The organism is Micromonospora sp. NPDC023633 (assembly GCF_040640035.1).
Lineage (GTDB): Bacteria > Actinomycetota > Actinomycetes > Mycobacteriales > Micromonosporaceae > Micromonospora.
The window spans coordinates 1-23059 of record NZ_JBFABB010000078.1 but is presented as its reverse complement, the minus strand read 5'-3'; the positions used below and the strand labels follow the sequence as shown (position 1 = coordinate 23059).

At 73.4% G+C, this 23059-nt stretch carries 24 protein-coding genes and 1 pseudogene; 14 read left to right on the top strand and 11 right to left on the bottom strand.

What is annotated here, in order from left to right; genetic code table 11:
- Positions 1-18: 18 nt before the first annotated feature.
- Positions 19-852 (bottom strand): dimethylargininase, encoded by an 834-nt coding sequence (gene ddaH / locus AB0G13_RS22690; protein ID WP_357877425.1) that lies wholly within the window; start codon positions 850-852, stop codon positions 19-21.
- A 59-nt stretch (positions 853-911) separates the two neighbouring features.
- On the opposite strand from ddaH, the gene AB0G13_RS22685 reads away from it, so the two are divergent.
- Positions 912-1370, top strand: coding sequence for an Lrp/AsnC family transcriptional regulator (locus AB0G13_RS22685; RefSeq protein WP_121397466.1), 459 nt, complete (start codon positions 912-914; stop codon positions 1368-1370).
- Between the two features lie 86 nt (positions 1371-1456).
- Entirely contained in the window at positions 1457-3361 is a 1905-nt protein-coding gene (locus AB0G13_RS22680) for a beta-propeller domain-containing protein (RefSeq protein WP_357877421.1), read from the top strand.
- Positions 3362-3437: 76 nt separating this feature from the next.
- Here the strand turns inward: AB0G13_RS22680 and AB0G13_RS22675 are convergent, their stop codons facing one another.
- The 3 genes from AB0G13_RS22675 to AB0G13_RS22665 all read right to left on the bottom strand — a co-directional run bounded on the left by AB0G13_RS22675 (position 3438) and on the right by AB0G13_RS22665 (position 5673).
- Positions 3438-4544 carry a hypothetical protein gene (locus AB0G13_RS22675; RefSeq protein ID WP_357877418.1) on the bottom strand — a complete coding sequence of 369 codons (1107 nt, stop codon included), beginning with the start codon at positions 4542-4544 and terminating at the stop codon, positions 3438-3440.
- 80 nt (positions 4545-4624) lie between these two features.
- Positions 4625-4891, bottom strand: a complete 267-nt coding sequence (locus AB0G13_RS22670; RefSeq protein WP_357877415.1) for a DUF6457 domain-containing protein — start codon at positions 4889-4891, stop codon at positions 4625-4627.
- Positions 4888-5673 carry an NTP transferase domain-containing protein gene (locus AB0G13_RS22665; protein WP_357877412.1) on the bottom strand — a complete coding sequence of 262 codons (786 nt, stop codon included), beginning with the start codon at positions 5671-5673 and terminating at the stop codon, positions 4888-4890. Before AB0G13_RS22665 ends, AB0G13_RS22670 begins: the two co-directional genes overlap by 4 nt.
- A 50-nt stretch (positions 5674-5723) precedes the next feature.
- On the opposite strand from AB0G13_RS22665, the gene fdhD reads away from it, so the two are divergent.
- Positions 5724-6578 (top strand): formate dehydrogenase accessory sulfurtransferase FdhD, encoded by an 855-nt coding sequence (fdhD, locus tag AB0G13_RS22660; RefSeq protein ID WP_357877409.1) that lies wholly within the window; start codon positions 5724-5726, stop codon positions 6576-6578.
- 8 nt (positions 6579-6586) lie between these two features.
- Here fdhD and AB0G13_RS22655 read toward each other — a convergent pair whose 3' ends face one another.
- The 3 genes from AB0G13_RS22655 to AB0G13_RS22645 form a co-directional block, all read right to left on the bottom strand.
- Positions 6587-7282, bottom strand: a complete 696-nt coding sequence (locus tag AB0G13_RS22655) for a GAP family protein (protein WP_357877406.1) — start codon at positions 7280-7282, stop codon at positions 6587-6589.
- 145 nt (positions 7283-7427) lie between these two features.
- On the bottom strand, positions 7428-7673 hold the full coding sequence (locus AB0G13_RS22650; protein WP_357877403.1) for a flavin reductase: 246 nt from the start codon (positions 7671-7673) through the stop codon (positions 7428-7430).
- Positions 7670-7975 carry a hypothetical protein gene (locus AB0G13_RS22645; RefSeq protein ID WP_357877400.1) on the bottom strand — a complete coding sequence of 102 codons (306 nt, stop codon included), beginning with the start codon at positions 7973-7975 and terminating at the stop codon, positions 7670-7672. Before AB0G13_RS22645 ends, AB0G13_RS22650 begins: the two co-directional genes overlap by 4 nt.
- Before the next feature lie 209 nt (positions 7976-8184).
- On the opposite strand from AB0G13_RS22645, the gene AB0G13_RS22640 reads away from it, so the two are divergent.
- Both AB0G13_RS22640 and AB0G13_RS22635 read left to right on the top strand, forming a co-directional pair.
- Entirely contained in the window at positions 8185-8928 is a 744-nt protein-coding gene (locus AB0G13_RS22640) for a helix-turn-helix transcriptional regulator (RefSeq protein WP_357877397.1), read from the top strand.
- Positions 8916-9110, top strand: coding sequence for a DUF397 domain-containing protein (locus AB0G13_RS22635; RefSeq protein ID WP_357877394.1), 195 nt, complete (start codon positions 8916-8918; stop codon positions 9108-9110). The genes AB0G13_RS22640 and AB0G13_RS22635 overlap by 13 nt, the downstream gene beginning before the upstream one ends.
- Before the next feature lie 119 nt (positions 9111-9229).
- Here AB0G13_RS22635 and AB0G13_RS22630 read toward each other — a convergent pair whose 3' ends face one another.
- Positions 9230-9595 carry a helix-turn-helix domain-containing protein gene (locus AB0G13_RS22630; RefSeq protein ID WP_357877391.1) on the bottom strand — a complete coding sequence of 122 codons (366 nt, stop codon included), beginning with the start codon at positions 9593-9595 and terminating at the stop codon, positions 9230-9232.
- 74 nt (positions 9596-9669) lie between these two features.
- Between AB0G13_RS22630 and AB0G13_RS22625 the strand changes: the two genes are divergently transcribed.
- Positions 9670-10350 (top strand): NAD(P)-binding domain-containing protein, encoded by a 681-nt coding sequence (locus AB0G13_RS22625; protein WP_357877388.1) that lies wholly within the window; start codon positions 9670-9672, stop codon positions 10348-10350.
- Between the two features lie 32 nt (positions 10351-10382).
- Here the strand turns inward: AB0G13_RS22625 and AB0G13_RS22620 are convergent, their stop codons facing one another.
- Positions 10383-10997 (bottom strand): HD domain-containing protein, encoded by a 615-nt coding sequence (locus tag AB0G13_RS22620; protein WP_357877385.1) that lies wholly within the window; start codon positions 10995-10997, stop codon positions 10383-10385.
- A gap of 366 nt (positions 10998-11363) precedes the next feature.
- On the opposite strand from AB0G13_RS22620, the gene AB0G13_RS22615 reads away from it, so the two are divergent.
- The 3 genes and pseudogenes from AB0G13_RS22615 to AB0G13_RS22605 form a co-directional block, all read left to right on the top strand.
- Positions 11364-12242 (top strand): alpha/beta hydrolase, encoded by an 879-nt coding sequence (locus AB0G13_RS22615; RefSeq protein WP_357877382.1) that lies wholly within the window; start codon positions 11364-11366, stop codon positions 12240-12242.
- Between the two features lie 183 nt (positions 12243-12425).
- Positions 12426-13745, top strand: coding sequence for an ATP-binding protein (locus AB0G13_RS22610; RefSeq protein ID WP_357877379.1), 1320 nt, complete (start codon positions 12426-12428; stop codon positions 13743-13745).
- A 259-nt stretch (positions 13746-14004) separates the two neighbouring features.
- A pseudogene (locus tag AB0G13_RS22605) lies at positions 14005-14364 on the top strand (RloB family protein); the annotation flags it as partial.
- A gap of 29 nt (positions 14365-14393) precedes the next feature.
- Here the strand turns inward: AB0G13_RS22605 and AB0G13_RS22600 are convergent.
- Positions 14394-15434: a DUF4192 domain-containing protein gene (locus AB0G13_RS22600; protein WP_357877376.1), complete on the bottom strand. Its 1041-nt coding sequence runs from the start codon at positions 15432-15434 to the stop codon at positions 14394-14396.
- 254 nt (positions 15435-15688) lie between these two features.
- Between AB0G13_RS22600 and AB0G13_RS22595 the strand changes: the two genes are divergently transcribed.
- From AB0G13_RS22595 to AB0G13_RS22575, 5 genes are all read left to right on the top strand, one after another.
- On the top strand, positions 15689-16603 hold the full coding sequence (locus AB0G13_RS22595) for a fructosamine kinase family protein (protein WP_357877373.1): 915 nt from the start codon (positions 15689-15691) through the stop codon (positions 16601-16603).
- On the top strand, positions 16600-17613 hold the full coding sequence (gene moaA, locus AB0G13_RS22590; protein WP_357877370.1) for a GTP 3',8-cyclase MoaA: 1014 nt from the start codon (positions 16600-16602) through the stop codon (positions 17611-17613). The genes AB0G13_RS22595 and moaA overlap by 4 nt, the downstream gene beginning before the upstream one ends.
- A gap of 101 nt (positions 17614-17714) precedes the next feature.
- Positions 17715-17954, top strand: a complete 240-nt coding sequence (locus AB0G13_RS22585) for a MoaD/ThiS family protein (RefSeq protein ID WP_357877456.1) — start codon at positions 17715-17717, stop codon at positions 17952-17954.
- 13 nt (positions 17955-17967) lie between these two features.
- The gene (locus AB0G13_RS22580; protein ID WP_357877367.1) at positions 17968-19212 is read left to right on the top strand and encodes a metallophosphoesterase; all 1245 of its coding nucleotides are present in this window, start codon (positions 17968-17970) and stop codon (positions 19210-19212) included.
- A gap of 100 nt (positions 19213-19312) precedes the next feature.
- Positions 19313-22507, top strand: a complete 3195-nt coding sequence (locus tag AB0G13_RS22575; RefSeq protein ID WP_357877364.1) for a UvrD-helicase domain-containing protein — start codon at positions 19313-19315, stop codon at positions 22505-22507.
- 20 nt (positions 22508-22527) lie between these two features.
- Here the strand turns inward: AB0G13_RS22575 and AB0G13_RS22570 are convergent.
- On the bottom strand, positions 22528-23059 hold a 532-nt coding region (locus tag AB0G13_RS22570; RefSeq protein ID WP_357877361.1), incomplete at its 5' end, for a prepilin peptidase.

Genomic DNA, 23059 nt, shown 5'->3' with positions numbered 1-23059 from the left:
CCCACCCGCACCCGCCGGTCAGGGGCGGAGTTCGGCGATGCAGCACTTCACGCTGCCGCCGCCCTTCTTCAGCTCGGCCAGCTCGACCGGGACCGGGTGGTAGCCGGCCGCCTTCAGCTTCCCGGCCAGCCGGGTCGCCTCGCTGTTCAGCACCACGTTGAGCCCGTCGCTGACCAGGTTGAGGCCGAAGGCCAGGGCGTCCTCGGCGTCGGCGACCACCGCGTCGGGGAAGAGCTGGGTGAGCACGCGCTGGCTGGCCGCGGAGAAGGCACCCGGGTAGTAGACGACGTTCTCGTCGTCGATGGAGGCGAGCGCGACGTCCAGGTGGTAGAAGCGCGGGTCGACCAGGCGCAGCGACACCACGGGCCGGGCGAGCGCCTCCTGCGCCTCGGCGTGCGCCGGCAGTTCGGTGCGGAACCCGTGCCCGGCGAGGATCAGCCCGCCGTGTGCCTCCGGCAGGTACGCGAAGTCGCCCTCGCCCTCGTTGGTCTCGATCGGCGCGATGAACCGCCAGCCCTGCGACTCGTAGAACGCCCGGTGCGCGGCGGCTTCGGCGGCCCGCTGCTCGTGCTTGAACTGCGCGCCGTAGACCGTGCCGTCGACCACGAACGCCCCGTTGGCCGCGTAGACCATGTCGGGCAGGCCCGGCTCGGGGGTCAGCAGGTGCACCTCGTGGCCGAGACCGACCAGGGTCTCCCGCAGCCGGTCCCACTGCTTGACCGCAAGCTGCGAGTCGACCGGAGTGGTCACGTCCATCCACGGGTTGATCGCGTACTCGACCGCGAAGTGCTCGGGCGAGCACATGAGATATGTCCGCTTTCGCGGGACTCGCTGCTGGTTCACGGTGACCAAGGGTAGGTACCCTCGAACTTTGGTAACAGCCGCAACCGTTGCTTCTCAGAGGCGGAACATTGCAGATAGATGCCGTAGACCAGCGGATCATTGCGTTGCTCGTCGCGGACGCCCGCGCCTCGTATGCCGACATCGGTCAGCGGGTGTCGCTTTCCGCTCCGGCGGTCAAACGACGGGTGGACCGGCTGCGGGCGGCCGGCGTGATCCGGGGATTCACCGCCGTCGTCGACCCCGCCGCCGTCGGCTGGACCACCGAGGCGTTCGTCGAGCTGTTCTGCGCCGGGCGGACCACCCCGGCGCAGATCGGGGTGGCCACCCGCCGGCACCCCGAGGTGGTCGGCGCGTACACCGTCTCGGGCGAGGCCGACGCGCTCGTACACCTGCGGGCCGCCGACATCGGGCATCTGGAGGCGGCGCTGGAGCGGCTGCGGGCCGAGCCCTTCGTGACCTCCACCCGGAGCACCATCGTGCTCTCCCGGCTCGTCGACTCCCCCGGCGTCGGCCCCTCCCCCCGCTGAGCCTCCGTCGGCCTCGCGACCCGCGGCCGGCGGAAACCGGGCGTGGGGGCCGGAACCAGGCGTCGGCCGGGCGCGTCGAACCGGCCATGACACGGGGAGCCCACATCTTCGCGGTCGGCACGCTGGCCGCGCTCACGCTGCTCGGCGGGAGCGCCCTCCCGCCGGTGCCAGCCGACCCGCCGGTGCCGGGCCAGCCGACCGCCGCGCCTCGGCTGGTCTCCTACGAATCCTGCGCCGACGCGCTGGCCGGGCTGCGCGCCGCCGCCGGCGCGGCCGTCGGCCCGTGGGGATTCGGCGGCGGCCAGCGCATGGCCTTCGATCTCGGCGCCGTGCCCAAGGCCGCGTCCGGCGCGCGGACGCTCTCCGCCCAGGCCGCCCCGGAGCACTCCACGACCAACGTCCACGAGCCGGGCGCGGACGAACCGGACCTGGTCAAGGCCGACGGGCGACGGATCGTGACCGTCACCGGCGGCACGCTGCGGGTGGTGGACCCGGCCGCCCGGCGGGAGACCGGCCGCCTCGACCTCACCGGTGCAATGCCGGAGCTGCGGTGGGGGCGGCAGACGACCCTGCTGCTGCACGGCGACCGGGCGCTGGTGCTGGCCCAGGTGGGCGCGGGCCGGATGCCGGCGACCCGCGCGATGCCGCTCAGCGACGTACGGCGCAGCGACGTACCGTTCGGCGACGTACCGCGCCTGATCCTGGTCGACCTCGCGGGCGCGCCGCGGGTGCTCGGGACGTACCGGATGGACGGGAGCCTGGTCGACGCCCGGCAGACCGGATCGACCGCGCGGGTGGTCGTCCGCACCCAGCCCCGGCTGATCTTCCCACGCGAAAAGCGGAGCACCGACGCGAGGCGGACCGCTGTCAACCGGGCGGTGATCGCCAGGGCCGGGGTGGAGGCGTGGCTGCCGGCGTACGAGTGGACGGCCGGGGCGGAACGGCACGTCGGCCGGGTCGGCTGCGACCGGGTGAGCCGGCCGCCCGTCTGGTCCGGCACGTCGATGCTGACCGTGCTGAGCTTCGACCTGGCTGGCGACCGGCTCGGTGCCGGCGACCCGGTCAGCGTCGCCGCCGACGCCAGCACCGTCTACGGCACCGGGACCAGCCTCTACCTCGCCGGGCAGCGGCCGGCGTCGGCCCGACCGGGCGCACCACGCGTGGCCTGGCGGGCGGGTGAACAGGTCACCGAGATCCACCAGTTCGACACCCGCTCACCCGGACGGCCGCGCTACGTGGCCGCCGGCACGGTGCCCGGGACGCTCGTCAACCAGTACGCCCTCTCGGAGTGGCAGGGGCACCTGCGGGTCGCCACCACCACCGGCGACACCTGGAGCACCCGCCAGAAGTCGCAGTCCGCCGTGTACGTGCTGCGCCCCGACGGGGACAGGCTGGTCCGGACGGGCGCGGTCACCGGCCTCGGGCCCGGCGAGCGGATCTACTCCGTACGCTTCCTCGGCGGCTCCGCGTACGTGGTCACGTTCCGGCGGACCGACCCGCTCTACGCGGTCGACCTGACGGATCCGACCGCGCCCCGGGTCACCGGTGAACTGAAGATTACCGGCTATTCGGCGTACCTGCACCCGCTGCCGGAGGGCCGGCTGCTCGGGGTGGGCCAGGAGGCCGACCGGCGGGGACGGACGCAGGGCCTTCAGGTCTCCCTGTTCGACGTCCGCGACCCGGCCCGCCCGGCCCGGCTCGACCAGTGGCACGTGCCGAGGGCGTACTCGGCGCTGGAGCACGACACGCACGCCTTCCTGCACCATCCGGAGACGGGCCTGGTCGCCCTGCCGGTCGGCGACGACGTACGGCTGCTGCGGGTGTCCGGGACCGACATCGCCGAGGTCGGCACGGTCTCCCACACCGGCGCGGCGGCCCCGGTCCTGCGGTCGTTGCTGGTCGGGGACGTGCTCTGGACCGTCTCCGCCGCCGGCCTGCGGGCCACCGACCCGGCCACCGCGCGGAGCCTCGACTGGCTCCCCGTGACCTGATCCTCCCTCCCCGGCGGGTGGGGCCCGGTTTCTCGGGGTTTCCGGGCTCCACCCGCCACCACCGCGTGGGGTGACTTCAGAGGTACATGCCGGTGCGGTGTTCGCCCTGGTCCCGCTTGACCGGCTTGTCCCCCTCGCCGAAGAACCGCTTCCCGCCGAACTCGCCGTGCAGGCGGTCGTCCAGCTCGTCGGCGAGCCCGGTCATCACCTGGACCGCGAGCATGAGGTGGGTGGCCTGGAAGTTGCGGCCGAAGACGGGGATGGACGCCCACACGGTGTCGTCGGCGCAGTAGAGCCGGCCGATCGGCATCCGGTTGGTCAGCTCGGAGAGCTTGACGTAGAGCCGCTCGGTCGGCTCGACCTCGGTCAGCACCGGGGAGAAGACGTCCACCAGCGGCGGGTTGTCGCGGACCCGGACGAAGACCATCGCCGAGCCGGCGCGGATGTTGATGTCGCCGTCGGAGTCGACCTGCAACCGGTCCGAGTCCGACTTGAGCATGGTCGAGACGACGGTGCGGACCTGCTCGGCGAGCGCGGCCACGTCCTGCTCGGGCGCCTGGGCGGCGGCGGCCGCCGCGAGCGCCTCGTCCAGGTCGGCTTCCACGTTGCGGTCGGGGCCGAACTCGCTGCGCGCGGTGCCCAGCGGCTCCACCGGCAGCGGCTCGCCCTCGGCGTCGTGGATGAGGTAGACGAGGAAGGCGGGGTGCGGGGCGCCGTAGACGTCGCGCAGCGTCCGGGTGAGCAGGGCCGCCAGTCGGGTCGCCTCGGCGGTACCGCCGTCCAGCCCGAAGTGCCCGCCGGAGCCCTCCACCACGCCGGGCGGCGACCAGCCGAGCGCGATCATGTCCGCCACGGCGGCCCGGTCCAGCCGGTAGCCCTCCGGCAGGGTGGCGTTGCCGACCGCGCGGGCGGCCAGCCGGCCCTCCTCACCGACGTCGATGCTGACCGAGTAGACCGCGTCGCCGGTGCCGGAGGCGGTCGGGTCGAGGGTCAGCTCGACGTGCGTGCCCGTGGGCAGCGCCGCCAACCGCTCGGCCAGCGCCCGCGCGAACTCGTGCCAGGCCTGGGTGACCTTGGCCCGCAGGTCGGCCGTGCTGGGCTCGTCGAGCAGGATCGGCTCGTGGTGCGCCGGCAGGGTGCCGGGCGAGTCACCGCCCGGCGCCGAGGGGTGGTCTGCCGTCATGATCGCCTCCGTCCGTCACGGTCACCCTACCCACGGAACCGGGGGGACGAATCAGCCCGACCGCGATCGGACAGCGGAGGTCAGGCGGGTGTCCCGCCCGGGCGTTCGGCGCCCAGCTCGACCGGCCAGGAGGCGGCCAGCGCGCTGAGCCGGGCCGCGGCGCCGGCCGGGTCCGCGCCGCAGCCGACCGCCAACCCGAGGAGGTACGCGGTGACGGGCGCGCCCGGCCGCAGCACCTGGTGCGCCACGTCCTTGGCCAGGTCGAGCACGGCCGGCACCGGCACCTGGGCGGGGTCCAGGTCGAGCTCGGCACAGGCCGCCGTCACCCAGTCGTCCATGACCGTCATCGCGTCCACTCCTCCGCCCGGCGTACGTCCTCGTCAGTGTCGCAGTCGAACCAGGGCGGCGGGCCGGCACCGGACCACGCCACCTCGCGCACCCGCAGCCCGGCGAGCAGCGCCCTGATCGGTGCCCCCGCCAGCGACGCGACGGACCCGCCTTGATGCCCGGTGGCGCGCTCGGCGGACCCGCCGGAATGCCCGGTGGCCCGCTCGGCGGACCCGCCGGGATGCCCGGTGGCCCGCTCGGCGGACCCGCCGGGATGCCCGGTGGCCCGCTCGGCGGACCCGCCGGGATGCCCGGTGGCGCGCTCGGCGGTACCGCCGGAGTGCCCGGCGGCGCGCTCGGCGGCGAGACGGTCCAGGGCGGCGCGCAGCGGGGCCACCCGCCACACGCCGCAGAGGGTCTGCCGCCGCCCGTCGCCGTCGACGTAGCAGGCGCCGTCGTGACCGGCGTCGAGCTGGTCGAGGAGCCCGCCGACCGCCGCGCGGGTGAGCAGGGGCAGGTCGGCGGCGAGCAGGGCGACCACCGGCGTACCGGGGTCGAGCAGGGCCAGCCCGGCCGCCGCGGCGGCGACGGGGCCACCGCCCACCGGTTCCTCCCGGGTCACCCGCACCCCGGCGGGCACCGGCCCGGGCGGGCCGACCAGGATGCGCGGCGCGGCGTCGGCGACCGCGGCGAGCACCCGGTCCCGCATGGTCCGGCCGCCGACCGTCCGGGCGGGTTTGTCGACGCCCCCCATCCGGCGCGCCGCGCCGCCCGCCAGCACCACCGCCGCGTACGCGTCCACCCGGCCACCGTAGCCGCGCGGCGGACCGGACAAGGGTGCAGGATGACGGGATGGGACGGGCGACTGACCGGCGCGGCGTGCTCCGCATCGACCTCGACGCGGCGGCATCGGGCCGCACCTCGGTACGCCGGCAGGACAGCCTGGCCGTGGAGGAGCCGCTGGAGATCCGGGTCGGTGCTGCCGGCCCCGGCCGCCGACGGCCGCTCGCGGTGACCATGCGTACGCCCGGCGACGATCTCGACCTGGCGATCGGCTTCCTGCTGACCGAGGGGCTGATCCGCTCCGCCAACGACGTGCGCACCGCGCAGCTCTGCGCCGGCGCGGAGACTCCCAACACGTACAACGTGGTGGACGTGGTGCTGTCGCCCGGCGTGCCCGAACCGGCCGTCGATCCGGCCCGGAACTTCTACACCACCAGCTCCTGCGGGGTGTGCGGGAAGGCGAGCATCGACGCCGTGCGTACCCGATCGGTCTTCGCGGTGGGCGACGACCCGGTGACCGTGCCGGCGGCGGTCCTGGCCGCGCTGCCGGAGCGGCTGCGCGCGGCGCAGCGCGGCTTCGACCGCACGGGCGGCCTGCACGCGGCGGGCCTGTTCACCGCCGACGGCGACCTGGTGGTGCTGCGCGAGGACGTCGGTCGGCACAACGCCGTCGACAAGGTGGTCGGCTGGGCGGTCCGCGAGCGGCGGCTGCCGCTGGCCGGGCACGTCCTGCTGGTCTCCGGGCGGGCCAGCTTCGAGCTGACCCAGAAGGCGTGGATGGCGGGGGTGCCGCTGCTCGCGGCGGTCTCCGCGCCGAGCACCCTGGCGGCGGAGCTGGCCGAGGAGGCCGGGCTGACGCTGGTCGGCTTCCTGCGCGGCAACGCGATGAACGTCTACGCCCGCCCCGAACGGGTCACCACCTGATCCGCCCGCTAGTCGAACAACCCCAGCCGGAACGCGGCGTCGCGGGCGAGCAGGAAGCCGGCGATGCCGAGGATCCAGCCGAGCATGCTGCCGGAGGTCCGCATGATCCAGGCGTTGAGCCGGGCCAGCACCGGCTCGACCAGCCTCGGCCAGGCCACCCGGGCCGCCAGCAGCAGCACCGCCGGCAGGACCATGACCAGGCAGTAGCCGCCCAGCAGCGCCACCATCTCCGCCGCGCCGAGCCCGGAGGTGGTCAGCAGGCCGACCGCGCCGAGGTACGGCAGCATCGTCGCCACCTCCGCGAGCGCGGCGAGCAGCGCCAGCCCCACCAGCCACCGCGCCGAGGAGTCGCCGGCGGTGGCCCGGTCCCGCCAGCGCAGCACGCCCCCGGCCTTCCGGGGTCGCTTGCCGTCGTAGCGGAAGCTGAGCACGAACAGCCCGACCCCGAGGGCGAGCTGCGCCCAGAGCACCGGCCGGTTGTCCATCGCCCCGCCGAGGACGTCGGCCAGCCGGCTGCCGCCGAGGGCGAGCAGCAGCCCGACGGCGAAGTAGAAGACGGCGATCGTGCCGAGGTAGCCGAGGATCCGGCGGGCGTTGACCGGCCCGGGGGCGAGCAGCAGCCAGACGGGGATGAAGAGCGTGCCGATGCTCGTGCTGTCGACCAGGGCCAGGCCGGCGAGCGACAGCAGCAGTCCGACGCTCATGCGGTGCGTGCGATGGATGTGGGCACGGAACCATTCTGAGCCGGCGTCGATCCTGTCGACTCGTCCCACGGAACGAGCGTCCACTACATCTTCAGACGGAGACCACCGTTGCCGGTGCCTGCCGTGCCGGTGCTTCGGATGGCGGTCAGCGCGGGCGGGCCCAGCCGGTGAAGCGGGCGGTCAGGTCGGCCGTCGTCGTGGCCTGCTCCAGCGCGGCGAGCTGCTCGCCCGCCTCGACCTGGAGGGCCGCCAGGTGGTTCAGCAGGGCCGCCCGGTCCGTCCGGTACTCGGCGAGCAGCCGCAGCTTCGCCGCCGAACACGGCCAGGCGATCCCGCAGGCCGCGCAGCGCCAGGTGGGCCGGGTGGGCAGGTGGGCGCGACGTCGGGTCATGCCGTGACCCGCAGGCGGGAGGTCGGCCGGCGGCGGCCCGGCGCCCCTGCGGCCGGAGCAGTGGTACGCCAGCGCACCCCCTCGCACCGCACGTAGAGCGAGCGCCGGTCGACGGCGTCGCCGTGCGCGCCCAGCTCGTAGACGTCGATCCAGCACCAACCGTGGTACGTGTGCCAGTCGGTCAGGACGCGGATCACGCGCACGGAGATCGGGCGGACGAACTGAGGGCTCGCGGCCCTGGTCAGGTACAGGACGTCGCCCGACCTGATCTGCCGCTTCGGTGGCGGCTGGCGGTCCGGCAAGGTCTTCCCCCTCGTCCGTCGGTCTTGGAGGAGGGGGCCGCCACGGATGCTCGCCCGGCGGCGACCCCCTCGCGGCACGACCGGCGGGCCTCGGGATGCCTCCACCGGCTCGCGCCGTCTACAAAGCACCCTGCCGAGGGTTGCGGGTCGATCACACCGCGTAGCAGTCTGTACTGCGGGCATTCGGGACGTTCGCGTGAGGGGTGGGAATGAACCGGGCGGTACAGGTGGCGATGGCGAAGGCCGGTGAGACTGCGGAGAGCCTTGCAGCTCAAGTCGGCGTCGATCCGAAGACGGCGGCGAGGTGGGTGAGCCAGGGACGAATTCCGCAGACCCGTCACCGTGCCCGGGTCGCCGAAATTCTGAACAAGGACATAGAAGAGCTGTGGCCGGACGCGTTGAAGCGCCGCGAGCCATCCTGGTTCAGACCGTGGACCGAGATTGAGCGCGAGGCATCAGGGCTGCGGTGGTTCGAGTCAGCCGTCCTCCCGGGCCTCCTACAAACCGAGGACTACGCCAGGGCCGTCCTCACCAGCGGACCGCTGATGGCTGACGCGGAAGCCCATGTCGATGCACGGCTACGTCGGCAGGCCGCCGTGCTCGACCGCCCACGTCCTCCTCTTTTGGTCTTCGTGATCGATGAGGCCGCGCTTCGGCGGGGCGAGCCTGCGGTCATGCAATCACAGCTTGATCACCTGATCGAACTTGCTCGGCGTCCGAACGTCATGATCCACGTGCTTCCCCTCCGCGCCGGGCTGCATCCCGGCCAAGCCGGACCGTTCATCATCGCCAGCACGCCCGATGGCGAGGTCGGCTACCTCGATGACCAAGCCGCCGGCCGTCTCACGAATGACGTTGCTCCGCTCTGGGCGGTCTGGGATACCGTGAGGTCGGTCGCGCTGCCGCGAGACCAGACCATCGACCTGTTGAGAGCGCGATCATGGATGACCTGACCAGCGCGCAGTGGCGCAAGAGCACCCGCAGCAGCTCGAACGGCGGCGCTTGCGTCGAGGTCGCCGACAACCTCCCCGGCGTCGTCGCCGTCCGCGACTCGAAGGACCCGGCCGGCCCGGCGCTCACCTTCACGCCCGTGGCGTGGCGCGCGTTCGTCGCCGAGTTGACCGAGCGGGCCTGACGCCCGGGCGCAGCCACGCCCGCGTCCCCAGACATGAGACGGCTCGAAACCGCCAACGGCCAGGCAAGCATGACGTGCCACTCCGGCTGGCGGCAGTTGTGGCCGCTCAGCGTCGCGGGTCAGGACGTCGTCGACGACTCGACGAGTTCCGCTTGGTTCGCCGCGGCCCACTGGGCCAGTTGCGCGAGCGGGCCGTTGGCGAACGACTCGCCCAGGGGCGACAGCTGATACACGGCACCGCGACCTTCCGGCACTCGCCCGTCGTCGCCCTGTCGGACGACCAGGCCCCGCGCTCGTAGGCGCTGTAGCGCCTGCGTCAGCACCTTGTCGCTGATGCCTGCGATGCGTCGCAACAGGTCGTTGCGTCTCGTCGGTCCGGCGCGCAGCGCCGACAGCACCACCGGATCCCAGGTGTGGTTGATGAGTTCGACTGCCGCGCGGACATGACAGTCCGACACGAACGTCTGGCAGGTGCCGTCGATCATCCCTCCAGTGTCCGCAGGATCTCCTACCAAGCAGTAGGAACCGGCCTCCTAGCGTTCTTCGGGTCTTCCCACAGATGAAGGAGATCGCGGTGAACGTAGGAATCCTGGGAACGGGCAACCTCGCCACGACGCTTGGCCGGGCCTGGGCGGGAACCGGCCATGCGGTCGTGGTGACGGGGCGCAATCCGGAGAACGCCAGCCGGGCCGCCAGCCAGATCGGCGGCGCAGCCCAGGCTGTCGAACCCGCCGACTTCGCAGCACGGGTCGAGGTGGTCGCGGTCGCGGTCGCCTGGGAGGGACTGGAGGAAGCACTCTCTCTCGTCGGTGGTTCTGATGGCTCCTTGAGCGGCATGACGGTGATCGACTGCACCAACGCCGTCGACTACGCCACTGGGCGGCTGAAGCCGACGTCGGGCTCGGCGGCGGAGCTTGTCGCTCGCGTAGCGCGGGGCGCTCACGTGGTGAAAGCACTCCACCTGTTCGCCGGAGCGTCCTGGCCCTACGCGGGACCGCGCGACTCGGCCCCGGTCGTGGCGATCTGCGGCGACCAGCCCGAGGCGCTCCAACGCGTCGACACGCTGATCGAGGATCTCGGCGCGCGGGTCGCGGTGGTCGGTGGGCTGACCAGCGCCCGCCAGTTGGAGGAGGCCGCGGGGTTCGTCATGCGTGTCGTGGGGGCAGGGTGGAACCCCAGGCTCGCCGTTCCGGACGTGGATCCGGCGTTGCTGACGGCGGGATCGGCCACGGCCAACTGACCGACCAGGCCACTCGCACGGAGCAGCCGGTCTCAGATCAGCGGCTGCCGGTAGCGGCGGGACAGAGGCAACAGGTCCGGTTCGCCGAACTTCTCCACCAGCGCCGCGAACCGGGCCACCTTCTCCTCACCGAACCGCCGCACGCCGGCGGCGTAGGACGCCGTGGTCACGAACGTGGGCGGCGTCGTCTTGCTGTGGAACTTGTCCGCGTACATGACGAGTTGCTCCTCCACGGTGTCGGCCGTGTAGTCGTCCACCGGCAGTGGCAGGCGCTGCCGCAACACGTCCTCACGGGTGAGCCCGACACCGGTGTGGTGGGAGCAGAATCTGCTGACCAGGTCAGGGAATCCGAGATCGCGTAGGAGCGCCTGGCCGAGCATCCCGTGACGGATGTAGTTCTCCTGATCGAGCCGCCCCGTCGCGTCGTACAGGCGGTAGACGCCGATGTCGTGCAGGAGGCATCCCGCACGTACCAGGGCGACGTCCAGGGCCGAGCGGTGCCTGTCGAGCAGTTGCTCCGCCACGGCACAGACGATCTGACAGTGGGTGTAGACGAGCAGGAAGGCTTCCTCGGTCGGCGCGTACCGTTCGTGCAGCGCCCGGATCTGCTCGTCGGTCGGGACGGCTGTCGTCTGATCGATCGTCACGTGCCTGCACCTGCTTCGAAGCGTCTCCAAACGAGGGATCGGGGACGTGCGACCACTCCACCAGATCCGGCCGACACCTGCCACCCGGGGACGCCACGCACCGGCCCGGCGCTGACGGAGCATCGGGGGTCGCTCCGGCTGCGCCTGCGGCGAGGCACGCCGGGCGCTCCCACCGCCGGCCACCCGGCCAGCCGTCCGGCCGTCCGGCCGTCCAATTTGTACGGTGGCACGCCCCGGCGCAGCAGGTCGTCGAGGCCGCGCTGGCCTGTGCACCGGCATCTCAGCCTTCGTCGTTGGTGGACAAAGCCGGAGCAGGGACGCAGTGGGGCGAGACGGAAGCGGCCGGGCGATGGTTGACTGCCCGGCATGGAGCTGAGCGTCGGCAAACAGCAACTTCCCGCCACCCTGCACCTGCCGACCGGGCCGGCTCGGGGGGCCCTCGCCGTGCTGCACGGCTCCCACGCCGACACCCGGAGGTACTTCCTCTACGAGCACCTGGCCCGCCTGCTCCCGCCGGCCGGCGTCGCGGTGCTGCGGTACGACCGGCGCCCCCGGATCGACGGCCGCGACGTGCCGCTGAGCGCCCAGGCCGACGACGCGGCGGCGGCCCTGGAGGTGCTGCGCCGGCAGGTCGGTGACGTCCCGGTCGGGCTGTGGGGGTTCAGCCAGGGGGCTTGGGCGGCGGCACTGACCGCCAGCCGCCACCGGGTCGATTTCCTCGCGCTCGTCGCGTGCAGCGGGGTCAGCCCCGCACGGCAGATGCGGTACGGCACCGCCGAGCAACTTCGCCGCCACGGATACGGCGACGCGGACCTCGCCGAGCTGGACCGGCTGCGTGGGGTCGCAGAGGCGTACCTGCGCGGCGGGCTGTCCCGGGCGGTCGCCCAGGCGGAGCTGGACGCCGCCGTGGAGCGACCCTGGTTTCCGCTCGCGTTCCTGCCGCGCGAGGTGGCGGAGCCCGGGGCCTGGGCCGACATGGACTTCGATCCGGAGCCGGTCTTCGCGACGCTGTCCTGCCCGGTGCTGCTCTGCTACGGCGAGACCGACGCCTGGACGCCGATCGAGGAGAGCCTGACGGTATGGCGCCGGGCCGCCCGCGCCGCGGAGCTGACCGTCGCCCGGCTGGCCGGCTGCGATCACGCGCCCACCCTGCACGAGGCCGAGGACCTGGCCGGCGTCAGCCCGCAGTACGAGCAGGTCCTGCTCTCCTGGCTGGATCGGCGGCTCTGCGGCAACAAGCGCTGAGCGAGGGACACAGCCACTTGACCCGTCGATGCTCGGCGGCTGTCGAAGCTGCGCTGTGAGCGGACGCACCCGCGCCACTCCTGCCCGGTATCTGCGCCCCTACTGCACCATGAGGCCGAATTTCGCCAGGAACCGACGAAGTGCCGGCGGTGTCGACGCCCAAGGGTGGGGTAGCGTGATGCCGTGCTGATCAGGTTCGAGGCCAGCAACTATCGCTCGATCGCCAAGGGTGTCGAGCTGTCGATGGTGGCTGTGGACCGCGATCGTGAGGCGGCTCGCGCGGCACCGCGTCTCGGGGAAAGCCTCCTGACGCTGGCCGCTGTCTACGGACCGAACGCGTCCGGCAAGTCGAACGTCGTCGGCGCGCTCGCCTGGCTGCGCGACGCGGTGGAGGAGTCGGTCCGCTTCTGGGAGGACGACATTCCCCTGGAGCCCTTCGCCTTCGGGGCGGGGCCGGCCAGGTCCAGCGAATTCGTCATCGAAACCACCGTTGACGGGGTGCGCTTCGAGTACGTCCTGGAGATCGATGCCAACAAGGTCTCGTACGAGGGACTCTTCCACTACCCGGAGAAGAAGCGCCGCCGGATCTTCGAGCGTGAAGGCTCCGAACTGAAGCTTCAGCGCGGTCTCGGCGGATTGTCCGGCACCCGGGAACTCCTCACCGAGCGAACGCTGGCTCTGTCTGTCGCACGACGCTTCGATGAGCCACTCGTGACGAACTTCGCCAAGGACATCCTGCGTATCCAGGTGCTCGGCCAGGCGCCTCGCCGCGCCCGCCCAGGGGCTCCGTTCGTTGGCAGTTGGAGGTCAAGGCCGCGCCTCTTCGGCAGGGCGGACACGACCCGCTGGTTCGACGGCCCGGACAGCGATCAGCCCTCGCTGTTCTCCCTCGCGGATCACGAGGAGGGAGGGTGGTTCTCCCTCAGCGGACGTGAACAGGCGCTGGCGCTGCTCCGCCTTGCTGACCTGGGTATCGAAGATGTCGTGATCGACGAGCAAGAAGTTGTCTACTCCGGCTCCGGAGAAACGCGGACCCAACGTCGACTACGTCTCGTCCACCGATCCGGCGACAACTCCGCACCGCTCGACTTCTCGGCCGAGTCAGAGGGAACGAGGACGTGGTTCGGGCTGATCGGCCCGGTGCTGACGGCACTGCGGTCCGGGTCGGTCGTCATCTTCGACGAGTTGGACGCCAGTCTGCATCCGACTCTGTCGGCGGAACTGCTTCGGGTCTTCCAGAGTCCCGTCACGAACCCGTACGGGGCGCAGCTCATCTTCACCTCCCACGACACCAGCCTGCTGAACCACCTGAACCGGGACGAGGTCTGGTTGACCGAGAAGCGGCTCGACGGCTCCACCCGGCTCGGTGCGCTCGCCGAATTCGCCGGTGAGCGTGTCCGCAAGTCACAGAACCTGGAGAACGCCTACCTGCATGGCCGTTTCGGCGCACTTCCCCAAGTCGATCAGACCGAGTTCCTACGAGCGCTCGGGCTGATCGGCTGACCGGCTGACCGACGATGAGCCAACGCCGCCGCGAGACGAAGCCCCTCAAGCGCAGAATCGCCAGTCGCCGAGAGCTGCGCACGGTCGTCGTGTTCTGCGAGGGCAAGAACTCCGAACCCGACTACGTCAACGGGCTGAAGAGGTTGCCCGAGATAGCGGACAACACCGCCCTGAACCTGGAACTTCACCCTCACCAGGGCGTACCACTCACCCTGGTCAGGATGGCAGCCGACCGGCTCGCCGATAGGACGAGTGCTGGTGCATCTTCGACACCGAGTGGCCGAAGAACCATCCGAACCTGTTCGATGCCAGGCAACTCGCTGAGGCCAAGGGCATCGGTCTGGTCATCTCGAACCCGTGCTTCGAACTCTGGCTCATCCTGCACCATCGCGAGTTCACGAAGTTCGTCAGCACCGCCGAGGCGGAAAGCACGAGCCGCAAGCTCGACGGTCGGGCCGGGAAGAGCATCGACAGCGCCATCTACATGCCGCTACGAAAGCAGGCCGCTCGGCGAGCGGAACGTCTGGAGCAGCTGCACTCACGTAACGGCACCACCTTTCCTGACGACAATCCGTCCTCTGGGATGCATCGCTTCCTGCGGGCCATCGAGCAGCGGTGACGACGCCGGTGGACCGTGCGGTCAGCCAGTCATCGGGGGTCGCTCCGCCTGCGCCTGCGGCGCAGCACGCCGGGCGCTCCCACCGCCGGCCAGCCGTCCAGTCGGGACGGTGGCACGCCCCGGCGCAGCAGGTCGTCGAGGAGCAGCGCCATCGAGTGGCCCGGGTGCTCGGCCAGGGCCCGTTCCAGCGCCACCGCCGCCAGCGCCCCCTGCCCCGCCCGCCACGCCGCGAACGCCAGCAGCGCGGCCGGCGCGGCGATCAGCTCCGGCTCGGTCCGGCGCAGCACGTCGGTCCAGAGCGCGATGTCCGCGTCCCGCCCGTCGGTGCGCTCCCAGGCGTGGTCACGCACGGGCACGCGGGTCAGCAGCACGCTCAGCCAGGCCACCTCGTCGTCGGTGAGCCGCTGCCCCCGCCGGTGCCGGCGCAGCGCGGTGCGTACGGCCGCCGCCCCCGCCGAGCGGACCGCCCGCCCGCCGCGCGGGTCACTCGCGGGCGCCCGGTCGAGCAGGGCCGCCAGGCGTCGCTCGGCGCGGGCGGTGGCCCGGCGTACGGCTGACCGGGCCGGCCCGGTCACCGGGGCGACCTGCGCGACGAGGGCGGCCCGGTCGGGCAGGGCGACCTGGCCGGCGAAGACGGCCGCCGCGCTGACCTCGCTGGCACCGACGTCGTAGGGCCTGCCGTCGGGTGGGCAGCAGGTTGGCTCGGTGCAGAGGTACGACCAGTAGCGGCCGTCGGTGACGCGCAGGGCGTCGAGCACGGACAGCCCGGCTGCGGCCAGCGCGGCGCGCACGGCGTCGACCGCCGGGGTGACCAACGGCGCCGGGCCGTAGCCCAGGACCGTGGCGGTCTCGGCGTGCTGCCGGGCGACGACCCCGGCGAGGTGGCCGGCGGGGTCGCGCGGGTCGGCGGGGTCGGGCAGGTCGGCGCGGGCGGCGAAGGTGATCCGGCGGCCCCGCATCGCCACGACGACGACGCTGTCGGCCGGGTGGAAGCCGAGCAGGTAGGGCACGGCGGCGATGAGGTCGGCGGGAGAACGGACGGCGAGCCGGGGGCGGTCGGTCGGGGTCATGGCTGGCAGCCTGCGGCGCGGGCGGGGCGGCCGGCGGGGCCCTGTGGATGACACGCCGCTTGTCCACAGACACGGAGAGTATCGCCGCAGCTCACGCCGATTCTCTACGCTATGACGTCGACCGGGGGGCACCGCACAGACCAACCTCCGGAGATCTTGGCGCGACAGGGCCCCGGAGGGGCCGGAACCGTCCAAGATTCACGACAGCCCGTTTCCGGCGGGACTGGGCGGCATCCGGGGGTTACCTTGCCGTCATGGATCTGGCGTACCTGCGGGCGCACCCGGAGCACCTGCCGACCTTCCTGACCCACCAGCGGATCCGGGAGACGCCTGTCGCCGGCGGCGACATCTGCGCCGCGTCGAGGCTGACGCTGGACGACGGGCACTCCGTCTTCGCCAAGACCTGGCCGGACACCGCCGGCAGGCCCGTGCCGGAGGGCTTCTTCGCCGCCGAGGCGGCCGGCCTGCGCTGGCTGCGCGAGGCCGGGACGGTCGCCGTACCGGAGGTGGTCGTGGCGCTGCCCGGGCTGCTCGCGCTGGAGTGGGTCGACCCCGGCGAGCCGACTCCCGGGGCGGCCGAGCGGTTCGGCCGGGAACTGGCCGGGCTGCACCGGGCCGGGGCGTCGGCCTTCGGCGCCGGGTGGCACGGCTTCATCGGGGCGCTGCCAGCGGACAACACCCCCGATGACGGCCCCTGGTCGGGTTGGTTCGCCCGGGCCCGGCTCGCACCGTACCTCCGGATGTCGGTCGACGGCGGCGCGCTCACCGGCGCCGAGGCCGGCCTGGTCGAGCAGGTCGTCGAGCGGATCGGCGAGTTCGGCGGCGACGAGCCGCCGGCGCGGATCCACGGGGACCTCTGGCCGGGCAACGCGCTCTGGGGCGCGGACGAGCGGGTCTGGCTGGTCGACCCGGCGGCGCACGGCGGGCACCGCGAGACCGACCTGGCGCAGCTGGCGCTCTTCGGGGGCGCGCCGCACCTGGACCGGATCCTCGCCGCGTACGCCGAGGAGTGGCCGCTGGCCGACGGGTGGCGGGAGCGGGTGCCGCTGCACCAGCTCCACCTGATGCTGGTGCACGCCGCCCTGTTCGGCGGCGCGTACCGCGATGCGGTCGCCCGCACCGCCCGGTCGGCCCTGGCCGGGCTCGGGCGCGCTACCGTCGACGGGTGACCGCCGCCCCGCCGACCGACGGCGTCCTCGCCGACCGGTACGGCCGCGTCGCCCGGGACCTGCGGGTCTCCCTGACCGACAAGTGCAACCTGCGCTGCACCTACTGCATGCCGGCCGAGGGGCTGGCCTGGCTGCCCGGCCCGCAACTGCTCGGCGACGACGAGATCGTCCGGCTGGTCGGGGTGGCGGTGCGCCTGCTCGGCGTGACCGAGGTGCGGTTCACCGGCGGTGAGCCGCTGATCCGGCCCGGCCTGGCCGACATCGTGGCCGCCGTGGCGGCGCTGGAGCCGCGCCCCCGGATCTCGCTGACCACCAACGGCATCGGGCTGGACCGGCTCGCCCCCGCACTGCGCGCCGCCGGGCTGGACCGGGTGAACGTGTCGCTGGACACGCTGGATCCGGAGCGGTTCACCCGACTGACCCGGCGTCCGCGCCTGGCCGACGTGCTGGCCGGGCTGGCCGGGGCCGCCGCCGCCGGGCTCACCCCCGTAAAGATCAACTCGGTGCTGATGCGCGGCGTCAACGACGACGAGGCACCACAGTTGCTCCGCTTCGCCCTCGCCCACGGCTACGAGCTGCGGTTCATCGAGCAGATGCCGCTGGACGCCCAGCACGGCTGGGACCGGGACACCATGGTCACCGCCGACGAGATCCTGGCCTCCCTGCGCGGAGAGTTCGACCTGACCTCCGACCCGGCGGAGCGCGGCGCGGCGCCGGCCGAGACCTGGCTGGTCGGCGGCGGTCCCGCCCGGGTCGGCGTGATCGCCAGCGTCACCCGGCCGTTCTGCGGCGGCTGCGACCGCACCCGGCTCACCGCCGACGGGCAGGTCCGCGCCTGCCTCTTCGCCACCGAGGAGTCCGACCTGCGCGGCGCCCTGCGGGCCGGGGCGGACGACGACGAGCTGGCCCGGCGCTGGCGGGTCGCCACGTGGGGCAAGCGGGCCGGGCACGGCATCGACGACCCGACCTTCCTCCAGCCCACCCGGCCGATGTCCGCGATCGGAGGCTGACCGTGACGGAACCGACGCGCCCGGATCGCACCGGGCCGCCGGCCCAGGCCCGGCCGGCACCCGCCGCGCCGCCGGTCGGGGCGGCCGACGCCGGGCCGCCGCTGACCGTGCGCTACTTCGCCGGGGCGCGGGCCGCCGCCGACCGGACCGAGGAGACCGCATCCGCCGGCCGGTCCCTGGACGAACTCGTCGTGCAGCTGACCGACCGGCACGGTGAGCGGCTGGCCGCCGTCCTGAAGGTGGCGAGTTTCCTGGTCGACGGCGTGACCTGTCATGATCGGCGGGCACCGCTACCGGCCGGGGCCACGATCGACGTCCTGCCGCCCTTCGCGGGCGGCTGAGGGAGGCGCACACATGCTGGCGGCACTGGCGTTCGTCGCCACCCTGGCGCTGATCACCGGCCTGATCCACCTCTACCTGTGGAAGCGCCTGGTGCGGGACACCACCGCCCCGGGACGCTGGCGGCGGGTCGGCGGGATCACCGCCCTGGTGCTCGCGCTGCTCGTACCGGCGACCATGGCCGGCACCCAGGCGGGCCTCTACTGGCTCGCGTGGCCGGGCTACCTCTGGCTCGCCGTCATGTTCTACCTGCTGGTCCTGCTCGTGGCGCTGGAAGTGCCGATGGCGGTGACGAAGCTCGTGCTGCGTCGCCGGGTCGCCGCCGCGGAGCCCACCGCCGCCGCGCCCGAGCCCGCCATGGTGGGCGCGGCGGGCCCGGCCGACCCGCCGGCCGCCGACGCCGTCGCGCAGCCCGACCACGACCCGGCCCGCCGGCTGCTGCTCGCCCGTGGGGCGGCCATCTTCGCCGGGCTCACCGCCACCGGCCTCACCGGGTACGGCATCCGCACCGCCCTCGGCCCGCCGCAGCTCGACCGGGTGCAGATCCCGCTGGCCAAGCTCCCCCGGAGCATGGACGGCCTGCGGATCGCCACGGTCTCCGACATCCACCTCGGTCCGCTGCGCGGGCGGGCGCACACCGAGCGGATCGTCGCCGCGATCAACCGCCTGGACGCCGACATCGTCGCCGTCGTCGGCGACCTGGTCGACGGCTCGGTCGCCGAGCTGGGCGAGGCGGCCGAGCCGCTGCGTGGCCTGCGCTCCCGGCACGGCAGCTACTTCGTCACCGGCAACCACGAGTACTACTCCGGGGTCGAGGAGTGGGTCCAGGAGCTGGACCGGCTCGGCCTGCGGGTCATGCAGAACGAGCGGACGGAGATCCAGGCCCGGGGCGGCGTGCTCGACCTGGCCGGGGTGAACGACGTCACCGCCGCCGGCACCGGGCTGGCCGCCCCGGCGGACTACGCGGCGGCGCTCGGGGGCCGCGACCCGAACCGCCCGGTGGTGCTGCTCGCCCACCAGCCGGTCGCCGCGGTGGAGGCGGCGAAGTTCGGCGTCGACCTCCAGCTCTCCGGGCACACCCACGGCGGCCAGATGGTCCCGTTCAACCTGCTGGTCAAGCTCCAGCAGCCGGTGGTCTCCGGCCTCGGCGAGGTCGACGGCACCCAGGTCTACGTCACCAACGGCGCCGGCTTCTGGGGCCCGCCGGTCCGCGTCGGCGCCGAGCCGCAGATCACCCTGGTGGAGCTCCGCTCCCGCTGACCCATAGCGCGGGGCGACGGCCTTGTCCAGCACCGGATGCTCAGGTCACGGGTGTGCGTGGCGACGGGTGGGTAATGGCGCGGGCGTGACAGGATGCGGCGTGCCTCCGTTCAGTCCCGCACCCCCCGGCGGCCCTTCGCCGTTCGTCGCGGATCTGCACATCCACTCGAAGTACTCGCGCGCGTGCAGCCGCGACCTCACCCTGCCGAACCTCGGCTGGTGGGCGCGGCGCAAGGGCATCGGGGTGCTCGGCACCGGCGACTTCACCCACCCCGCCTGGTACGACCACCTGCGCGAGACGCTGCACCCGGCCGAGCCCGGCCTGCACCGGCTCAGCCCGGAGGCGGAGCGGGACATCGCCCGCCGGCTGCCGCCCCGGCTGGCGAGCGAGGCGGAGGCGGACCCGGTCCGGTTCATGCTCAGCGTGGAGATCTCCACGATCTACAAGCGGGACGACCGCACCCGCAAGGTGCACCACCTGATCTACCTGCCCGACCTGGACGCGGTGGCCCGGTTCAACACGGCGCTCGGGCGGATCGGCAACCTCGGCTCGGACGGCCGGCCCATCCTCGGCCTGGACTCCCGGGACCTGCTGGAGATCACCCTGGAGGCCAGCGCCGACGGCTACCTCGTGCCGGCGCACATCTGGACCCCGTGGTTCTCCGCGCTGGGCTCGAAGTCGGGCTTCGACGCGATCGCCGACTGCTACGCCGACCTCGCCGAGCACATCTTCGCCGTCGAGACCGGCCTCTCCTCCGACCCGGAGATGAACTGGCGCGTCGGCAGCCTGGACCGCTACCGGCTGGTGTCCAACTCGGACGCGCACTCGCCGCCGGCGCTGGCCCGGGAGGCCACCGTCTTCGCCACGGCCCGGGACTACTTCGGCATCCGGGACGCCCTGCGCACCGGCGACGGGCTCGCCGGGACCATCGAGTTCTTCCCCGAGGAGGGCAAGTACCACGCGGACGGGCACCGGCTCTGCGGGGTCAACTGGTCGCCCGAGAAGACCCGCGCCGCCGGTGGCCGCTGCCCGGAGTGCGGCAAGCCGCTGACCGTCGGCGTGCTCAGCCGGGTCGAGGAGCTGGCCGACCGGCCGTCGGGACACCGCCCCGCGCACGCCCACGACGTCACCCACCTGGTGCCGCTGGCCGAGGTGCTCGGCGAGATCAACAAGGTGGGCGCCCGGTCCAAGAAGGTCGAGGGGAAGCTCCACGAGCTGATCGCCGCGCTCGGCCCGGAGCTGGAGATCCTCACCACCACGCCGCTCGACGAGATCGGCCGGGCCGGCGGGGAACTGCTCGCCGAGGGCATCGGCCGGCTGCGCCGGGGCGACGTGCGCCGGGTCCCCGGCTACGACGGCGAGTACGGCGTCATCACCCTCTTCGACCCGGCCGAGCTGGGCGGCACCGCCGGTGGGGCCCAGGAGACCCTCTTCGACGTACCCGTGCCGGCGCAGCGCACCCCCGCGGAGCCGGCGCCGAAGCCCCGGGCCAAGCGCCCGGCGGCGGCCAAGGCCGAGCCGAAGCGCAAGGCCGCACCGCCCGCGCCGCCGCCCCCGATCGCGCCGACGCCCTCGCCGCACGAACCGTTCGAGCCGATGCTCGCCGGGATGGAGGAGGTCGGCACCGGCCTGCTGGACCGCCTGGACGCCATGCAGCGGGTGGCCGCCTCCGCGCCGGGCGGTCCGCTGCTCATCGTGGCCGGGCCGGGCACCGGCAAGACCCGGACGCTGACCCACCGGATCGCCTACCTCTGCGCGGAGCTGAACGTCTTCCCGGAGCAGTGCCTGGCGATCACGTTCACCCGGCGGGCGGCCGAGGAGCTGCGGCACCGCCTCGACGGCCTGCTCGGGCCGGTCGCCGAGGACGTCACGGTCGGCACCTTCCACTCGCTGGGGCTGACCATCCTCCGGGAGAACGCCGACGCCGTCGGCCTGCCGGCGGACTTCCGGATCGCCGACGACGCCCAGCGGGCGGAGGCCCGCGCCGAGGCCGGCGACGACGAGGCCGGCTACGCGGCGCTGCTGCGCAAGCAGGACCTGGTGGACCTGGACGAGCTGCTGACCCTGCCGGTCGCGCTGTTGAAGGCCGACAGGAAGCTGGTACAGCGGTACCGGGAGCGCTGGCGGTGGATCTTCGTCGACGAGTACCAGGACGTCGACGAGGTGCAGTACGAGCTGTTGCGCCTGCTCAGCCCCGCCGACGGCAACCTCTGCGCGATCGGCGACCCGGACCAGGCCATCTACTCCTTCCGGGGCGCCGACGTCGGCTACTTCCTGCGCTTCTCGCAGGACTTCACCGACGCCCGGCTGGTCCGGCTGAACCGCAACTACCGTTCCTCCGCGCCCATCCTGGCCGCCGCCGTGCAGGCCATCGCGCCGTCGTCGCTGGTGCGCGGGCGCCGGCTCGACCCGGCCCGGCTCGACCTGGAGGCCCCGCTGGTGGGTCGCTACCCGGCGGCCTCCGTCGCCGACGAGGCCGACTTCGTCGTACGCACCGTCGACGAGCTGGTCGGCGGTCTCTCCCACCGGTCGCTCGACTCGGGGCGGATCGACGGCCGGTCGACCTCGCTCTCCTTCTCCGACATCGCGGTGCTCTACCGGACCGACGCGCAGGCCGCCCCGATCGTGGACGCGCTGGCCCGGGCGAACATCCCGGTGCAGAAGCGCTCGCACGACCGGCTGCGGGACCGGCCCGGCGTGGCCGCCATCGCCCGCGAGCTGCGCCACGCCGACGGGCTCGACGGCTCGCTGGCCGCCCGGGTGCGGCTGGCCGGGCAGGTGCTGGCGGAGCGCTTCGCCGTGCCGACGCTGGACGGTGCCGGCGCGGTCCGCCCGGAGGACGTCCGCTCGGCCGTCGACCTGCTCACCCCGCTCGCCCGCCGCTGCGGCGACGACCTGCCGCTGTTCCTGTCCCAGCTCGCCACCGGGGCGGAGGTCGACGCGCTCGACCCACGCGCCGAGGCGGTCACCCTGCTCACCCTGCACGCCGCCAAGGGGCTGGAGTTCCCGGTGGTCTTCCTGGTCGGTGCCGAGGACGGGCTGCTCCCGCTGCGCTGGCCCGGCAGCACACCCGACGAGGACGCGATCGCCGAGGAGCGGCGGCTCTTCTTCGTCGGGCTGACCCGGGCCCAGGACCGGCTGTACGTCACCCACGCCGCCCGCCGCAGCCGGCACGGCACGGAACGCGAGTGCGCCCCGTCGCCGTTCCTCGACGCCATCGACCCGGGCCTCTTCGAGCGCTTCGGCGAGGCCGAGCCCCGCCGCCCCCGCGAACGCCAGCTCCGTCTCATCTGACCGAGCCCGACGGCGTGTGGTCAGGAGGTCAGGGCGGCCAGCCAGGCGCCGGTGAGGAGGGCCGGGCCCAGCGGGAGCGGGGTGTCGCGGCGCACCCTGCCGGCGGCCAGCAGGACGAGCACCAGCACGCCGTGGAGCAGGTGCGGCAGGAGCAGCCCCAGCGCCAGGGACGACCCGCCGAGCCAGCCGAGCGGCAGGCCCAGGACGGCGGCGAGCTTCACGTCGCCGAAGCCCAGCCGGGAGCCGGGCAGCAACGCCAGCAGAACGTGGCAGGCGAAGCAGAGCGCGGCCCCGGCCACCGCGCCGAGCAGGCGCCCGGGGCTTCCGGACGTCAGCGCCGCGCCGGTCAGGCCGACGGCGGCGACCAGCGCGGCGGCGCCGACCAGCGGGTCGGGCAGCCGCAGACAGGCCAGGTCGACCAGGGCGAGCACCAGCCCGACGGCGGCCAGCAGGAGGAGGACCGGCAGGACGGGGTCGGCCCCCAGGGCCGCCGCGAGCCCGGCGAAGACGACGGCACCCACCGCCGCGCCCCACCCCGCGGACGGCACGGCC

What these genes read in the sequence shown, in the direction of transcription:
- AB0G13_RS22680 (WP_357877421.1), top strand. Translation starts at nt 1,457, where the DNA reads ATGACACGGGGAGCCCACATCTTCGCGGTCGGCACGCTGGCCGCGCTC.
- AB0G13_RS22675 (WP_357877418.1), bottom strand. Translation starts at nt 4,544, where the DNA reads ATGACGGCAGACCACCCCTCGGCGCCGGGCGGTGACTCGCCCGGCACC.
- AB0G13_RS22670 (WP_357877415.1), bottom strand. Translation starts at nt 4,891, where the DNA reads ATGACGGTCATGGACGACTGGGTGACGGCGGCCTGTGCCGAGCTCGAC.
- fdhD (WP_357877409.1), top strand. Translation starts at nt 5,724, where the DNA reads ATGGGACGGGCGACTGACCGGCGCGGCGTGCTCCGCATCGACCTCGAC.
- AB0G13_RS22655 (WP_357877406.1), bottom strand. Translation starts at nt 7,282, where the DNA reads ATGAGCGTCGGACTGCTGCTGTCGCTCGCCGGCCTGGCCCTGGTCGAC.
- AB0G13_RS22650 (WP_357877403.1), bottom strand. Translation starts at nt 7,673, where the DNA reads ATGACCCGACGTCGCGCCCACCTGCCCACCCGGCCCACCTGGCGCTGC.
- AB0G13_RS22640 (WP_357877397.1), top strand. Translation starts at nt 8,185, where the DNA reads ATGAACCGGGCGGTACAGGTGGCGATGGCGAAGGCCGGTGAGACTGCG.
- AB0G13_RS22635 (WP_357877394.1), top strand. Translation starts at nt 8,916, where the DNA reads ATGGATGACCTGACCAGCGCGCAGTGGCGCAAGAGCACCCGCAGCAGC.
- AB0G13_RS22630 (WP_357877391.1), bottom strand. Translation starts at nt 9,595, where the DNA reads ATGATCGACGGCACCTGCCAGACGTTCGTGTCGGACTGTCATGTCCGC.
- AB0G13_RS22625 (WP_357877388.1), top strand. Translation starts at nt 9,670, where the DNA reads ATGAAGGAGATCGCGGTGAACGTAGGAATCCTGGGAACGGGCAACCTC.
- AB0G13_RS22615 (WP_357877382.1), top strand. Translation starts at nt 11,364, where the DNA reads ATGGAGCTGAGCGTCGGCAAACAGCAACTTCCCGCCACCCTGCACCTG.
- AB0G13_RS22600 (WP_357877376.1), bottom strand. Translation starts at nt 15,434, where the DNA reads ATGACCCCGACCGACCGCCCCCGGCTCGCCGTCCGTTCTCCCGCCGAC.
- AB0G13_RS22595 (WP_357877373.1), top strand. Translation starts at nt 15,689, where the DNA reads ATGGATCTGGCGTACCTGCGGGCGCACCCGGAGCACCTGCCGACCTTC.
- AB0G13_RS22580 (WP_357877367.1), top strand. Translation starts at nt 17,968, where the DNA reads ATGCTGGCGGCACTGGCGTTCGTCGCCACCCTGGCGCTGATCACCGGC.